The sequence below is a fragment of the Kangiella aquimarina DSM 16071 genome (genome assembly GCF_000374105.1).
Lineage (GTDB): Bacteria > Pseudomonadota > Gammaproteobacteria > Enterobacterales > Kangiellaceae > Kangiella > Kangiella aquimarina.
In genome coordinates this window covers 999,924-1,014,499 of sequence record NZ_KB893650.1, presented here as the reverse complement: position 1 = coordinate 1,014,499, position 14,576 = coordinate 999,924, and the positions used below count along the sequence as shown (strand labels likewise).

General features: G+C 43.8%; 14 protein-coding genes. 5 read left to right on the top strand and 9 right to left on the bottom strand.

Annotated features, from left to right (window positions below; genetic code table 11):
• Window positions 1–6: 6 nt before the first annotated feature.
• Window positions 7–909 (bottom strand): phosphoserine phosphatase SerB, encoded by a 903-nt coding sequence (gene serB / locus B158_RS0104915; RefSeq protein WP_018624249.1) that lies wholly within the window; start codon window positions 907–909, stop codon window positions 7–9.
• Between the two features lie 255 nt (window positions 910–1,164).
• Here serB and B158_RS0104910 point away from each other — a divergent pair, with 255 nt between their 5' ends.
• Window positions 1,165–2,121, top strand: a complete 957-nt coding sequence (locus B158_RS0104910) for a hypothetical protein (protein WP_018624248.1) — start codon at window positions 1,165–1,167, stop codon at window positions 2,119–2,121.
• 74 nt (window positions 2,122–2,195) lie between these two features.
• Here B158_RS0104910 and parC read toward each other — a convergent pair whose 3' ends face one another.
• The 5 genes from parC to B158_RS0104885 form a co-directional block, all read right to left on the bottom strand.
• On the bottom strand, window positions 2,196–4,436 hold the full coding sequence (gene parC / locus B158_RS0104905; RefSeq protein WP_018624247.1) for a DNA topoisomerase IV subunit A: 2,241 nt from the start codon (window positions 4,434–4,436) through the stop codon (window positions 2,196–2,198).
• Window positions 4,437–4,463: 27 nt separating this feature from the next.
• Window positions 4,464–6,353, bottom strand: coding sequence for a DNA topoisomerase IV subunit B (gene parE, locus B158_RS0104900; protein ID WP_018624246.1), 1,890 nt, complete (start codon window positions 6,351–6,353; stop codon window positions 4,464–4,466).
• A 149-nt stretch (window positions 6,354–6,502) separates the two neighbouring features.
• Window positions 6,503–7,285 carry a 3',5'-cyclic-AMP phosphodiesterase gene (gene cpdA / locus B158_RS12890; protein WP_071989664.1) on the bottom strand — a complete coding sequence of 261 codons (783 nt, stop codon included), beginning with the start codon at window positions 7,283–7,285 and terminating at the stop codon, window positions 6,503–6,505.
• An 82-nt stretch (window positions 7,286–7,367) separates the two neighbouring features.
• Window positions 7,368–7,844: a DUF1249 domain-containing protein gene (locus B158_RS0104890; RefSeq protein WP_018624244.1), complete on the bottom strand. Its 477-nt coding sequence runs from the start codon at window positions 7,842–7,844 to the stop codon at window positions 7,368–7,370.
• 32 nt (window positions 7,845–7,876) lie between these two features.
• Complete coding sequence (locus B158_RS0104885; RefSeq protein ID WP_018624243.1) at window positions 7,877–8,488, bottom strand: NUDIX domain-containing protein; 612 nt, start codon at window positions 8,486–8,488, stop codon at window positions 7,877–7,879.
• A 196-nt stretch (window positions 8,489–8,684) separates the two neighbouring features.
• Here B158_RS0104885 and B158_RS0104880 point away from each other — a divergent pair, with 196 nt between their 5' ends.
• The gene (locus B158_RS0104880; RefSeq protein WP_018624242.1) at window positions 8,685–9,353 is read left to right on the top strand and encodes a protein-L-isoaspartate O-methyltransferase family protein; all 669 of its coding nucleotides are present in this window, start codon (window positions 8,685–8,687) and stop codon (window positions 9,351–9,353) included.
• A 55-nt stretch (window positions 9,354–9,408) separates the two neighbouring features.
• On the top strand, window positions 9,409–10,782 hold the full coding sequence (locus B158_RS0104875) for a TolC family outer membrane protein (protein WP_018624241.1): 1,374 nt from the start codon (window positions 9,409–9,411) through the stop codon (window positions 10,780–10,782).
• Between the two features lie 37 nt (window positions 10,783–10,819).
• Here B158_RS0104875 and waaA read toward each other — a convergent pair whose 3' ends face one another.
• Genes waaA through B158_RS0104860 form a run of 3 tightly spaced genes read right to left on the bottom strand, consistent with a single transcriptional unit; the run spans window position 10,820 to window position 12,821 of the window.
• Window positions 10,820–12,067 (bottom strand): lipid IV(A) 3-deoxy-D-manno-octulosonic acid transferase, encoded by a 1,248-nt coding sequence (waaA, locus tag B158_RS0104870; protein WP_026309250.1) that lies wholly within the window; start codon window positions 12,065–12,067, stop codon window positions 10,820–10,822.
• 29 nt (window positions 12,068–12,096) lie between these two features.
• The gene (locus B158_RS0104865; RefSeq protein WP_018624239.1) at window positions 12,097–12,390 is read right to left on the bottom strand and encodes an RnfH family protein; all 294 of its coding nucleotides are present in this window, start codon (window positions 12,388–12,390) and stop codon (window positions 12,097–12,099) included.
• Window positions 12,387–12,821: a type II toxin-antitoxin system RatA family toxin gene (locus tag B158_RS0104860; RefSeq protein ID WP_018624238.1), complete on the bottom strand. Its 435-nt coding sequence runs from the start codon at window positions 12,819–12,821 to the stop codon at window positions 12,387–12,389. The genes B158_RS0104865 and B158_RS0104860 overlap by 4 nt, the downstream gene beginning before the upstream one ends.
• A 139-nt stretch (window positions 12,822–12,960) precedes the next feature.
• Between B158_RS0104860 and smpB the strand changes: the two genes are divergently transcribed.
• Together smpB and B158_RS0104850 are read left to right on the top strand one after the other, a co-directional pair.
• Window positions 12,961–13,434 carry an SsrA-binding protein SmpB gene (gene smpB / locus B158_RS0104855; RefSeq protein WP_018624237.1) on the top strand — a complete coding sequence of 158 codons (474 nt, stop codon included), beginning with the start codon at window positions 12,961–12,963 and terminating at the stop codon, window positions 13,432–13,434.
• Window positions 13,435–13,621: 187 nt separating this feature from the next.
• Window positions 13,622–14,566 (top strand): LysM peptidoglycan-binding domain-containing protein, encoded by a 945-nt coding sequence (locus B158_RS0104850; RefSeq protein ID WP_018624236.1) that lies wholly within the window; start codon window positions 13,622–13,624, stop codon window positions 14,564–14,566.
• The last annotated feature ends 10 nt before the right edge of the window (window positions 14,567–14,576 follow it).

Here is a 14,576-nt window from a genome sequence, read left to right as displayed (position 1 = left end):
AGTCGCCTAATTCTGCTTGACCCGGCTCGAGCTGTGACACTGCTCAATCAGTGGTAGTAGTTCGAGCAGGGAATCCAGATAACCGAAGTTTAGAACACAATCAGCCGACTTTCCCAAAGTCGGCTTTGCTTTAAATGCAACACCAATACCAGCCTGCTGCAACATTTTCAAATCATTAGCGCCATCTCCAACAGCAATACACTGTTGCTCGGACAGCCCTGCATCAATAGCCCATTTTTTTAAACTGGCTGCTTTAACCTCTGCATTAACAATCGGATGCTGCACTTCCCCAGTCAAAAGCTTCCCATCGTCCAGTAAGCAATTGGCTCTAACCCGGGTAAAAGGAAGTCTCGTTGCTAACTCTTCTGCAAAAGGCATAAACCCACCAGATGCAATTGCAATCTCTCCACCTTGTTGCACAATAAACTGGCAAAAAACTTCAACCCCGGTATTGAATATCAACTGCTCTTTAACCACTTGAATGGAGTCCATAGACAAGCCTTTCAGCTGTTTTACTCTTCGCTCAAGACTTTGATTAAAGTCGAGCTCACCTCGCATGGCAGCTTCAGTAATTTTTGCTACCTCTTGTCCAGCACCAGCCTCAACTGCTAATTGATCTATTACTTCAATAGGAATCAGGGTTGAATCCATATCGAATACCACCAATTTGAATGGTCCATATGTCGTTTGTGTTGGAAGTAGGCAGTAATCAAACCCCTGCACAAGACTTTGCTCATAAAGAGCTGATTTCAAAGGTTGTACATTGTCGGATTTGAAAGAGAAAAGCTCGATATCTGAACCTGGCTTAGACTCTTTCTGATAAAAGTCAGTCAAGGGTGGCAGAAGTGAAAGGTTAAGTTTAGATTCAGTGTTCTGTTGATTAAATAGATATAAAAAGTAATCGACCATGGTTATTAAGTTAGCTGCGCTATTGTGCGATTCTATTCATAAGAACAAACTATGGTATATTAAGCCCAAATAAAAGCCCATTTTAATTTATAGAAAAGGGATATCAGTATTAAATCGTCATTCATCAAAAGCGCTAACACAAAAGCGCTCATTTACTCTGCTCTTGTTCTTGCATTCGCTAGCAGTCTGCTACAGCTGTGGCTGACCAAACAGCAGCAGGAGCAGCAGCGAAGCTATATTGATAGCTATACTCAGATGCTGACAACCGCCTCAGCAAGCCAGCTTGGAAGTTTTATCTATGCGCAGGATAATGACTCAATAGAAGCTGTAGCTAAAGGCCTCTATGAAAATGACAGCGTATTTAAGGTAGTCATTTATCAGCGTGACGGCACTGAAATGACCAGGCTGGAAGCTGATGAGCTACCTGCAGACCTGCGCTCAATGGTTGCAGATATCTATTTTCAAGGAAAGAAAAACGGGTATTTAACTCTCTACTTCAGCCCAAATGCACAAGCCTCCCTGATGTCACAGATGCTAGCTGAGCCTGTAATGATATGGGTTATAAGCGGTTTCAGCTGGGGACTGTTATTATTTGTCATATCGTTTAAACAAATCCGCTCCAGATGGAAGATGCGCCCAGCAAAGGATGAAAGTTCTAGTAATGGCAAAGATTCTCCAAGCCAGAATCAATTACTTCGCCAATTACTGAAACACAGTAATGGCAAGAAACACAATTCTGACTCAAGAGTGAACTTACTGGTCATTAAAGCGAATTGGCAACGCCTTAATGAGCATAATGTCCATCAATTACTCAAAGTATTTAATAGGTGGTTACCCAAGAATGGTATCTACTTTTTAAGTTTTAAACAGTCATTGCTGATTCTTGGTAAAGATTCAGATTCCATTGAACCCAATTTAATAACTCAGCTACAGGTGTTGGTCAATGCCATGCAACAATTAAAACTTGAGCCAACGATTCTGGTACATAACCTGGAGTTTGAGCGTGAGGTCTATCAGACATTTTTTGAGATCATTGAACCTGGAATCTGGCTAGAGTCGGACATGCAACAAGCCGTACTGGTTGAGAGTGATAATAAAATTGCGCTTGAAATAGAATCAGTTGGAGAGGTTAAACTCACCCAATTACCAGAGATCGAAGCCTCCCAGCGTAGCGGTATTGAGCGCCAGGCTCGCTTCCTGGTAGGAGAGTAGTTCCAAACAAAAGGCCATCCGAAGATGGCCTTTTTTTACTTGCTGAAGATAATCGACAGTCTTGTCCAGAAACCTTAATCCTTAGTCTCGACTTCAATTCTATCAACTCGCTGGAATCCTCTTGGTAACTTATGACCTCGTCGACCACGCTCACCTCGATAGTGTTCCAGATCCTTTGCTTTTAATGTTAGATGGCGTTTCCCAGAATGGATTACCAGACTGTCATCTTCATTAATAGCAGTAACCGCAACCATAAACTCTTCTCGAAGCTTCAGTCTGGCCGTCGGGATACTGATGATTTTATTACCCTTACCCTTTGCCAGCTCAGGCAAATCAGCCAATGGGAATACCAACATGCGTCCTTCATTGGATACCGCCACGCAGAATTGCTTCTCGGGATCCTGAACAGAAGACGGCTTAACCACTTTAGAGCCTGAAGGAAGGCTTAGGAAAGCTTTACCATTTCGGGTCTTGGTCACCAAGTCACTGAACTTAGCAACAAAGCCATAACCGGCATCAGTTGCAAACAGGAACTTATCATCATCCTCACCCATCAGGGTGGCCATAAATTCAGCGCCAGCTATTGGATTAACGCGACCGGTTACCGGTTCACCGAGTCCTCGCGCTGAAGGTAAGGTATTGGCCAGTAATGAGAAGGTTCGTCCTGTAGAGTCGAGGAAAACGGCATATTGATTACTTTTCCCCCTTGCCGAATCCAGATACTTATCTCCTGACCGATAATTCATGCCAACGGCATCGACATCATGGCCTTTAGCGCAGCGCACCCAGCCTTTCTCGGACAAAATTACGGTCACTGGCTCTGTTGGTAATAATTCCGTTTCCGATAAAGCTTTAGCTTCTTTACGTTCAACAATGGGTGAGCGACGTTCATCACCAAACTGCTCAACCACTTCCTCAATTTCTTTCTTGATCAAGGTCTTCATGCGTTGCTTAGAGCCGAGCGTTAACTGCAACCAGTCAGCTTCATCTTCCAGTTCCGCCTGCTCGCCCTTAATCTTCATTTCTTCGAGCTTAGCCAAGTGGCGTAACTTTAACTCAAGAATCGCTTCTGCCTGGCGATCCGATAAATCAAAACGCTCCATTAATTTCAGCTTTGGCTTATCTTCAGTACGGATGATATGGATCACCTCGTCAATATTTAAATAAGCAATCAACAAGCCATCCAAGATATGCAGACGGTCCATCACCTTATCCAGACGATGCTGTAGGCGGCGACGTACAGTTTCATGCCTGAATTCGAGCCATTCCTTGAGCATGACTCGTAAATTTTTAACCTGTGGACGACCATCTATGCCAATCATATTCATGTTGACGCGATAGGTCCGCTCTAAATCAGTTGTAGCGAACAAGTGTCGCATTAACTCTTCAACATCAACTCGGTTTGAACGCGGCTCAATAACCAGTCGTGTAGGGTTTTCATGATCGGACTCATCCCTTAAATCACTGACCATAGGTAATTTCTTAGCCTGCATCTGAGCTGCAATCTGTTCAAGCACCTTAGCACCTGAAACCTGATGCGGCAGTGCCGTGATAACAATATCACCCTCCTCTTTTTCGAAGCGAGCGCGCATACGGATCGAACCACGACCTTTTTCATAAACCTCAAGAATTTCACTTCTAGGAGTGATGATTTCGGCATCTGTCGGGAAATCGGGCCCTTGAATAAACTCCAACAAATCCTCAACGTCGGACTTGGGATTTTCCAGCAGATGAATACAGGCTTTGCCAACTTCAGAGAGATTGTGTGGCGGTATATCAGTTGCCATACCAACGGCAATACCAGTGGTACCATTAAGTAATAAGTTAGGAATACGCGCAGGCAGAACTTCAGGCTCATCCATAGTGCCATCAAAGTTTGGAATCCAGTTTACTGTGCCCTGGCCTAATTCACTTAATAGAACTTCCGAATAGGCTGCAAGACGAGATTCGGTATAACGCATGGCAGCAAATGACTTAGGATCATCTGGCGCCCCCCAGTTACCTTGCCCGTCTACCAGTGGATAGCGATAGGAAAACGGCTGTGCCATCAACACCATGGCTTCATAACAGGCTGAGTCGCCATGTGGGTGAAACTTACCCAATACGTCACCAACGGTACGTGCTGATTTCTTATACTTTGCAGTAGCTTTCAGGCCTAGCTCACTCATTGCATAGACAATTCGGCGTTGTACCGGCTTCAGGCCATCACCAATATGCGGCAATGCACGATCCATGATCACATACATGGAGTAGTTCAAATAAGCCTGTTCGGTAAATTCCGCCAGCGACTTTTTCTCAATACCTTCGTAATTCATTTCTTCCACGACAGTTCACTTCTCGTTTTATATTTCTGCTTTATTGCCTTTTAGCTCTAACCATTCTTTACGGTCAGAAGCACGTTTTTTCGACAACAACATATCCATTATTTGCTCAGCCTCGCCGTCACCACCCAAGGTTAGCTGAACCAGTCGGCGAGTTTCACGAGCCATAGTGGTTTCACGCAATTGTTTGGGATTCATTTCACCCAGACCTTTAAAGCGCTGTACCTGAATTTTGCCACGCTTGTTCTCAGCCTTAATGCGATCCAACAACCCCTGCTTTTCGTCTTCATCGAGTGCGTAAAACACTTCTTTACCCACATCAATACGATATAGAGGAGGCATTGCTACAAATACATGGCCGGCACGGACCAGCGGTCTGAAGTGACGAACGAACAAAGCGCACAAAAGGGTTGCGATGTGCAAACCATCCGAATCCGCATCTGCCAAAATACAGATTTTGCCGTAACGCAGTTTGCTTAAGTCATCCGAATTTGGGTCAAGGCCAATAGCGACTGAAATGTCATGCACTTCCTGTGAGGCCAAAATCTGGTTGGAGTCAACCTCCCAGGTGTTAAGGATTTTTCCTCGCAACGGCATGATGGCCTGATATTCTTTATCGCGAGCCTGCTTGGCTGAACCACCCGCAGAATCACCCTCAACCAGAAACAGTTCACTGCTAGCAGAATCTGTACCGGCACAGTCAGCTAATTTACCGGGCAAGGCAGGGCCCTGCGTCACTTTTTTGCGTACTACTTTCTTGCTGGCACGCATACGCTTATGGGCATTACTGATAGCGCGTTCTGCAAGCGCATCACCAATTACTGGGTTCTGATTGAGCCAAAGACTGAAGGCATCTTTTACTACACCAGCTACAAAGGTCGCACACTGCCGTGATGACAGACGCTCTTTTGTCTGGCCTGAGAATTGAGGGTCATCAAGCTTTACCGAGAGGACGTAGCTGATTCTATCCCACACATCTTCCGCGCTGAGCTTGACGCCGCGCGGCAATAAATTTCTGAACTCGCAAAACTCGCGCATTGCTTCCAATAGGCCATTGCGCAAACCGTTAACGTGAGTACCACCTTGTGGCGTAGGAATCAGGTTTACATAGCTTTCAGCTAAACACTCACCACCTTCAGGAAGCCACATGAACGCCCAATCAACTGCTTCGGCCTCTCCCTGCAAAGAGCCGGTAAATGGCTCATCTGGTAACTTCTCAAAGCCACCAGCCTGCTCAAGAAGGTAAGCGGTCAGGCCATCTTCATACAGCCATTCGTCCTGCTCTCCCCCAGCCTTATTGTCAAAAACCACTTTAAGACCAGGACACAAAATTGCTTTTGCTTTGAGCAGGTGTTTGAGACGCGAGACAGAAAACTTTTCACTATCGAAATATTTGCTATCGGGCCAAAACTTAACACTGGTTCCGGTATTACGCTTACCAACCTCACCAACGACTTCCAGATCTTTAACCTTGAAACCGTCTTCAAAAGCCATGAAGTATTGGTTACCGTCACGCTTTACGGTGACTTCAACACGCTTGGATAAGGCGTTAACCACTGAAATACCAACACCGTGTAAGCCACCTGAAAACTGATAGTTTTTATTGGAGAATTTACCGCCAGCATGCAACTTACTCATGATAAGCTCGACACCTGGTATACCTTCTTCTGGGTGGATATCCACAGGCATACCACGACCATCGTCTTCTACTTCGAGGGCTCCATCTTTGTGTAATATTACTTTAATTGTTTTTGCGTGCCCGGCTAATGCCTCGTCCACACTGTTATCGATGACCTCTTGCCCAAGGTGATTCGGACGACTGGTATCGGTATACATACCGGGACGTTTTTTAACTGGATCAAGACCGCTGAGAACCTCAATGGATTCAGCTGTATATTGGTTATTCGCCATAAGTAAATTATTGATTTTGTGTTAGGAGAGCCAAAATGACTCAATATCTTGTTATTCGGCTCTTATCCTATAAAGGCCGATCAGCAAGTGCAAGTAAAATTATTGAATGGGCTTGAGTAGTTTATTACTGCTCAAATTAAGGCGCAGAATTAATAGCCAGAAATAGCAAAATTGACCTTGGGCAAATAATGATCAACTCGATAATTCTGTTTATCTATCGAGCCATCTGCCCTGCATTGGTAAACTGCATACCCAGGGGTTTCTGAACTGGCAGCAAAATCTGCAGAATGGCGCTTAAACTGAACGCAGGTCGATGGCACTGAGCAATAAGTGGCATTATCAATTTTATGCTCAGAAAACTGATGCACATGTCCAAAGCCACATAGTTTGACCTGTGGATGCTGGGTGACTAGTTCAAGCAAATCATCTTTATTGCTGATACCTATTTCATCCAGCCAATCACAGCCAACTGGTACTGGGTGATGATGCATATAGAGCATAGTCGGTAAGTCTGAGTTGTCTTGAAGGCAGCCTTCTAACCAGTTAAGTTCCGATTCACTGATCCGGCCATGGACTTCACCTTCAATATGACTGTTGAGCATTAATATCTGCCAATGTTCAGTCAGTATCTGCTTATGATTAAATAAAGGAGCTGTCGATAGACAGCGGCTCAAATGCTCCACTTCGTCATGGTTACCGGCAAGAGTAAAAACGGGTTTACCGAATTGAGCCATCTGCTCAGCAAAGAATTGATAGGAGGCTTCTGAATAGTCCTGCGAAATATCCCCTGTGACAATAATAACATCAGGATCAACGCCTTTTGCACGCACATCATCCAATACGGCACAAAAGCTTTCCTGCGTATTAACACCCAACAAACTACCCTTTTCATCAGCGAACAAATGCGGGTCTGAAAGGTGCAAAACAGTCATTTCAGGTCGCCCAATAAATAGGCGTTTGCAGTCGTAAGTCAAATCAATCTCCTATTCTGATAGTGTTATTATCGCTTATCTGCTATTGCAAAAACGCTAAGTGGGTCGTATTCGCAGTGTGAGATTGACCAAATTGTAGACAAAAGTTAAGCCATTCACCGAGAAACCGGTTCAGTTGAAGCTTTTCGTCCGGCTGTTTCATTTCAGAATTGGGATATTGATAAACTGGTGGCAGCATCCCCTCATTAAGACCCGAGAGAACTTCCGCCATCTGTGCGTCATGATACATACGAACCAGAAACTCACGATTGACGGCTGATGCGTAGGGAGCCTTGCTGTCACAGTACTGCCTTAGACGATAGGTGATGGTATATCGACTCAGCTGTTCAATGGTTATAACCACATCAGGCTGTTTATCAACACTTAACAAAATGGCATCAGATTCATGGCTCAGTGTTTTACCTGCACTACCTATCAGTTTATTCAACTTCAGATAATTGCTGGCGCACAGAGCCATAAACTCTTTCAAATCTGGAATATACTTTCTTGCTGTAGGCATAAGTACCCATCTGTAAAAAACTATCCCTGCTACTAGCTTCTAGCAAGCTCCAGTTGCTGCTCATTCAATAAAAACCATTGGAAGGCAATTAATGCCATAGCATTACTAATACCGCCATTAGCCAAAAGTTGCAACATTTCCTGACTCGAGAGCGCTAACACCTTGATATCTTCATGCTCATCATCCAAACCGGCATATTCTACCAAGTTTGAGCTATCAACCAAACCGAGAAACAGATCGATGTATTCAGTGGTGCCGCCTGGACTAACCCAATAACCAAGCATTTCTATAAGCTTATAAATTTTGCAATGTGACTCCTCTAGTGCTTCACGATATGCAACCTCATGAGGGTCTTCGCCCTCTTCCACCATTCCTGCGACAATTTCCAGTAGCCATGGTGAGTGCTTATCTTTGAGCGCACCCGGTCGACATTGCTCTATCATCACAAAGCGATCAAGTTTGGGGTCATAAAGTAAAACGCCAACAGCATTGCCTCTCTCGAAGATTTCACGCTCTACAACAGGGCTCCAGCCACCTTGATATTGCTTATGCCTGTAGCGGTATTTCTCCATTCTAAAGAAACCTTCATACAAGGCTTCATGACTGATAATTTCCACATCATCAGTGCCAAATTGCTTCTTCAAAGAGTCACCTTTTATTCACGTTACACTTGCTTAACTATAGCCTCTAGTAGCGGTTATAAAGTTAAGCTCTAACAGATAATAAAGACTATCCTGCCATAGGCCTCACAGGATGTTAACACTTCATAATCTGTTACACTTACTGTATTGTTTGAAATACCAATAATTACTATGCTTTAGCCAACCAAGAGAGGTATCCATGGAACAGCAATTGCTTGATTTGGAACAGGCTCGTCATAACATGGTTGAACAGCAAATCCGCCCATGGAATGTGCTGGATAATCAATTACTGGATCTGATTTCGGGATTGCCCCGCGACAGATTTGTACCAGATGAATACCGATCACTGGCTTATGCAGACACACAGATTCCTATTGGTCATAGCCAGTGCATGATGCCTCCACGCGAAGAAGCCCGTATGCTGCAGGCTCTTCGTATCCAGCCGAGCGATGTTGTGCTGGAAATTGGGACTGGAACCGGATACTGCACAGCATTGCTGGCTCAGCTGGCATACAAAGTATATAGCGTCGATATTATCGGCGAATTTATTGAGCAGGCCAAAGAGCGAACTCAGCAATTAGGTCTCGATAACATTGAGTTTGAAGAAGGTGATGCGGCATCTGGCTGGCCTCACTACAAACCTTACGATGTCATCGCAATCACAGGTAGCTTTTATAAACTTCCTAAAGCTTACAAGCGTCATTTGCCAATTGGTGGTCGCCTGTTCTGTATTGTTGGTCAGGAGCCAGCAATGAAAGCCAAGCTAATTACTCGAACAGGTGATGATGAATGGCATGAAGAAGTTTTATATGAAACCGTTTTGCCTTACTTAATCAACGCAAAACGTGCTGAACAATTTGAATTTTAGAGCTTTATAGCCACTGTAAAATACACGCTTAGAAATAACCACATTGGAATATGGTATGAAACCAACAACAACGATTAAACTAGTCACACTTGCAGTTCTTTCTTTGAGTGGATTTTCCTCTCAGGCAAACACGGACCTTTTAGAGGTCTACCAAGATGCATTAAAAAATGATCCACAGTATAAAATTAGTGAGGCTAATTTGAGAGCAACTGAGCAAGGTGTTCGCATAAGCCGCTCCAGTTTATTACCTCAAGTCAGCGCTTCTGCAACAAAAGGCATGAGCGACTATGACTATTCGGGCCAAGGCCTGGATGGCAGCCCTTCAGATCCGTTTAGTAATGAAGTTGACTCAACAACTTATCGGGTTCAATTAAGTCAATCACTTTTTGACTGGAGTCGCTGGGTGGCTCTGGAACAGGCTGAATTAAGGGTTCGGGCTGCAGAGTTGAGCCATGCTGCAAGCTTGCAGGACTTGATGACTCGAACTGCTCAAGCTTATTTCCAGACACTCAGTCGTAAGGAAGTATTGGAAGCCACACGTTCGGAGAAAGAAGCCCTACAACAGCAACTTGATTTAACACGTGAACAATTCGAGTCAGGGCTTTCATCTGCTACAGACTTCCTTGATGCACAGGCCAATTTTGACCAAGCACAGGTAAGCGAATTGGTTGCTGAAAATGAATACACTAATGCTGTAGAGGCGCTTCGAGAAATTACAGGTCAATATTATTCCGAACTTGAAGCTGCAGGAAACGAAGTTACTTTGACACCACCAACTCCAGCAAATATTGATGATTGGATGCGTGCTGCGCGGGAAGCCAACCTAAGCCTCAAAGCTAAACAATTTGATGTGAGAGTTGCTCGCGAAGAGGTGAAGCGCAATAAAAGTGGACATTACCCCACTGCAGATCTAAACGTTACCTACTCTGATCAGGAAACTGAAACAGACCGATTCTTCCCCATTCAGAATATCGATCAGAACACCTTGAATATGCAGGATGGTTATCAGGCAGGCATCACTGTCACTATTCCATTGTTTTCAGGGTTTAGAACATCTGCCGAAACAGAGCAATCCAAGCAAAATTATTTACGAACCACTCACGAGCTGGATCAGAGTGATAGGTTAGTACAAAAAAATGCTCGTATGGCCTATACCAATCTACAGACTTCCATCAAGTCCTTTGAAGCAAATAAAAGAGCTTATGAATCGAGCATCAACTCTTTAGAGTCTACTCAGGAAGGATACCAGGCAGGTACGCGTAATATTGTAGATGTATTGATTGCAACTCGTAGCGCATATTCTGCACAACGCAACATGATTAGAGCTAAATATGATTACCTGATTAGCAGTCTACAGTTAAAAGCCGCTGCCGGAACCCTAACTGAAAAGGACATTGAAGCAGTTAATAATCTTCTGGAGCAGTTTTAACTAGAACTTTACAGTCAGTGTTATTGAGATTTCGAGCTTAAAGATATTGCTCAATGACACTGACAGTTTTATCTAAAGCCCCACGATTTCTCTCAATCACCTGTAAAGCTTTTTGTCCCATGCCGTGAGCTAGCTCTGGTGTTTTCATGAGTTCTACAATCTTATCTGCAAGCTCAGACTCATTTTGAACCATCTGAGCTCCACCGGCAGCAATTAGTTCACCAAAGATTTCATTGAAGTTGAAAATATAAGGGCCGGTCAACACTGGCTTTGCAAGAACAGCTGGCTCAATGGGGTTATGTCCTCCGATTTCGGCAAAGCTTCCGCCAACCCAGGTAATATCCGAAATATTAAATGCTTTCATCATTTCACCCATGGTATCACCCAGTAACACTTGAGCGCCTTCATCCCAACTATCAGGCTGTGAACGGCGGGCCATGCTAAGTCCTGAGTCTGAAATTAATCGCGCTACAGATTCAAAGCGCTCAGGATGACGCGGAACCAGAATCAAACATGCTTCAGGCACTTGTTCGCAAATAAGCTGGTGTGCTTTAAGAACCAACTCATCTTCTCCCTTATGCGTACTGGCTGCGATCCAGACTGTTCTTCCCTTCCAGACAGGATAATATTCATGATCGCTAAATTGCGGAATATTGATATCAAATTTAATATTACCAGTTACAATCGCCTTATCACTTGTTAGACCGATCCTCTGGAACCTTTCAGCATCTTGATTGTTAACGGCTAACACCTTGACGAATGCATCCATCATTTCTTTGGAAAGCGAACAAATCTTTTCATATTTCTGTGCAGAACGCTCTGAAAGGCGACCATTGGCCAAGATAACTGGTATTTGGCTGGATTTTAAATGATGCAGCCAATTTGGCCAAAGCTCAGTTTCCATGATTACCAGTAACTTTGGTCGCGCACGACGGATAAAGCGTTTTATAGTGCCGGGTAAATCACAGGGCGAATAATGATGTTTAACTTTGTCACCTAGCCCATTATGGATTTGTCTAGCACCGGTTGGTGTCGTGGTGGTGACAATAATATTTAAATCCGGGAACTTGTCTAACAAACTCTTAATAATAGCGATAGCTGCATTAGACTCCCCCATTGAGACAGCATGGAACCAGATGCTTTCACTTGATTCTTTACTGACGATCCCAAAACGCTCCCTAAGAGGTTCCCGGTATTGCGGTGGTTTAAAGCTTTTATAAACCCATCGCACACATAACAAAGGTGCAGCCAATATATATAAGAGTGTGTAAAGATAACGTAACAATTTTTAGTCTTCCTCGTTGACCGGGGTTTTTATGTTTTATTTTTTTGAGCTCTCTGTTTTCGAACTTCTTTTGGATCGGCTATCAGAGGGCGATAAATCTCAATTCTATCGCCATCATGCAAAGTATCGCTCAGTTTAGCAAGTTTACTAAAGATACCCACCCTATTCTCTGCAAGATCGATTTCGGGGTATAGCTCCAAAATACCTGATTGTTTAATGATGCTCTCAATGGTTAGAGAAGGCTCTACCTCAAGTGAAAGCAATGTCTGCTTTTCCGGTAAAGCATAACAGACTTCCACCTGAATTTTGTGCTGACTGCTCATGAGGCATACACCTGTCTAGCTCTTTTTGAGAAAGCGTCGACAAATGACTCTGCCATCTGGTTAAAAACAGCCCCAAAAGCAAGGTTTGTCAGTGGATTGGAAAACTCAAACTTTACAACTAACTCTATCTTGCAGGCTGATTCACTCAATGCATCAAACGTCCATTGACCCGTTAAATGTTTAAAAGGTCCCATGACCAGCTCCATAGCAATTTTTTCATAAGGCTGATTGGTGTTCCGCGTCGTAAACTCTTTAGCAAAACCACCTTTTGCCACAGATAAGGTCGCAGTTACGGTTTTATCCGTTCTTTCAAGAATTCTGGCATCGTTGCAGCTTGGCAAAAACTCAGGGTATTTCTCAATATCATCCACTAAGTCGAACATCTGTTTTGCCGAAAAGGGTAAAAGCGCTTGTCGCCGAATGATTTTCATTGCAAAAAGCTAGTTATTCAGATTTTAAAGTGCCGCAATTGTAACACTGCAGGCGCCTTAAATACCAACTATTGAGCAATAGCACTCAGGCACCTATAATTGCGGTCTAACTTTGAAATAATTCCACACAGGAAATACCTTGGCTAAGAAAAAAGGTAAGCCGTCAGGCAATACCATTGCGCTCAACAAGCGCGCACGTCATGACTACTTTATAGAAGAAACTTTCGAAGCAGGTCTCGTATTACAAGGCTGGGAAGTGAAAAGCATACGTGCAGGTAAGGTAAACCTAGCCGAGAGTTACGTGTTGCTCAAAGATGGTGAAGCCTTTCTTTTTGGCTGCCACATCACCCCACTTATTTCTGCTTCGACCCACGTAGTAGCCGATCCGACCCGCACTCGAAAGCTACTTTTACATAATCGCGAGATAGCTCAGCTCTTCCGCGGTGTTGAGCAACAGGGTTACACAGTAGTCGCCTTGGCCATGTACTGGAAACAACACCGAGTAAAACTGGAAATCGGTCTGGCTAAAGGTAAAAAAATGCATGACAAACGGGCAACAGAGAAAGAACGGGAGTGGAATAAGGCCAAAGAACGTATCATGAAACGTCATTAAGCCTAAATATTTGCTGTACATACTCAGTTCGAAACAGTGTAAAGTGATGTTCTTGCCAAGTGTGGTATAAACCACACTGTCATGATAAAGCGATTGTTATAATTCAATTTTTTCTGTAGGGTCTTGATTTATAAGGCTTTATAATATCAATATTAGCACTGCCAATTTAAGGAAAAGGTATTATCTCTTGAAAGCTTACAGCACACTATTTCTAGCGTTAGCGCTATCCGGTTGCTCATTTGTCGAAGACCGAAGCGAAGAACCCGTCGAAATTATTGATGTCAGCGATGGCACTCGCTCCTATATTTCAGGCAAAACAGTCCAATCAGACACGATTCAGTATACTGTCCGTTCAGGAGATACCCTGGGCTCTATTGCAAAAAATATGTTGGGCAACGCACAGAGATATCTGGAAATAGCTGAATTAAATAACATTGAGCCACAAGCCCCAATCTATGTTGGTCAACAACTCCAACTCCCTAGCAAGGGGTTAATTCTGGTAAAACCCAGAAGCTCTCAGCAAGCGCAGACCCAAAAACAGCAATCGATTGAACAGTCAACTGAGTCCACTTCAGAAATGGACACCCTGCTCTCTGAGCAACGCTATTACGAGGCAATAGAGTATGCCCGAGTGCAAGAAGACCTAGCAGATAATAATCAATTGCAGGAAAAACTGATCATTGCAGCGCAAAATCAAGTAAGGCAGTTCCGCCAGCAGGGTTCTGTAGGAGAAGCTGAGGAATTACTACAGTTGTTAATCGATGATGAGCGCCTATCAGAATCGAGTCAGCAAATCCTACAATCCAATCTGGCAGCGTTGAATGTAGAGCAGGATTTGGTTGAAGCTAAACAGTTGGCCGATGACCAGGAATTTGATAAGTCTTACAATATCTTATTAAGCGCCTGGCAGGTTTCAGGAACCGAACTTGAGTCCAACGCACTATTTACAGGGGCGCGCAATAAAGTTAGCGAACATTATCACCAACAGGCACTTAGGCTTTACCGCAACCAAAAGCTAGATGATGCTCTAGTTTACTGGGATCGCATTCTAGCCATTAATCCTTCCGATGACCTGGCTCTGGTTTATAAAGATCGAGTAAAAGCGCTTAAGGAAAAACTCGAATCATTCTAGAGTGTTGTTT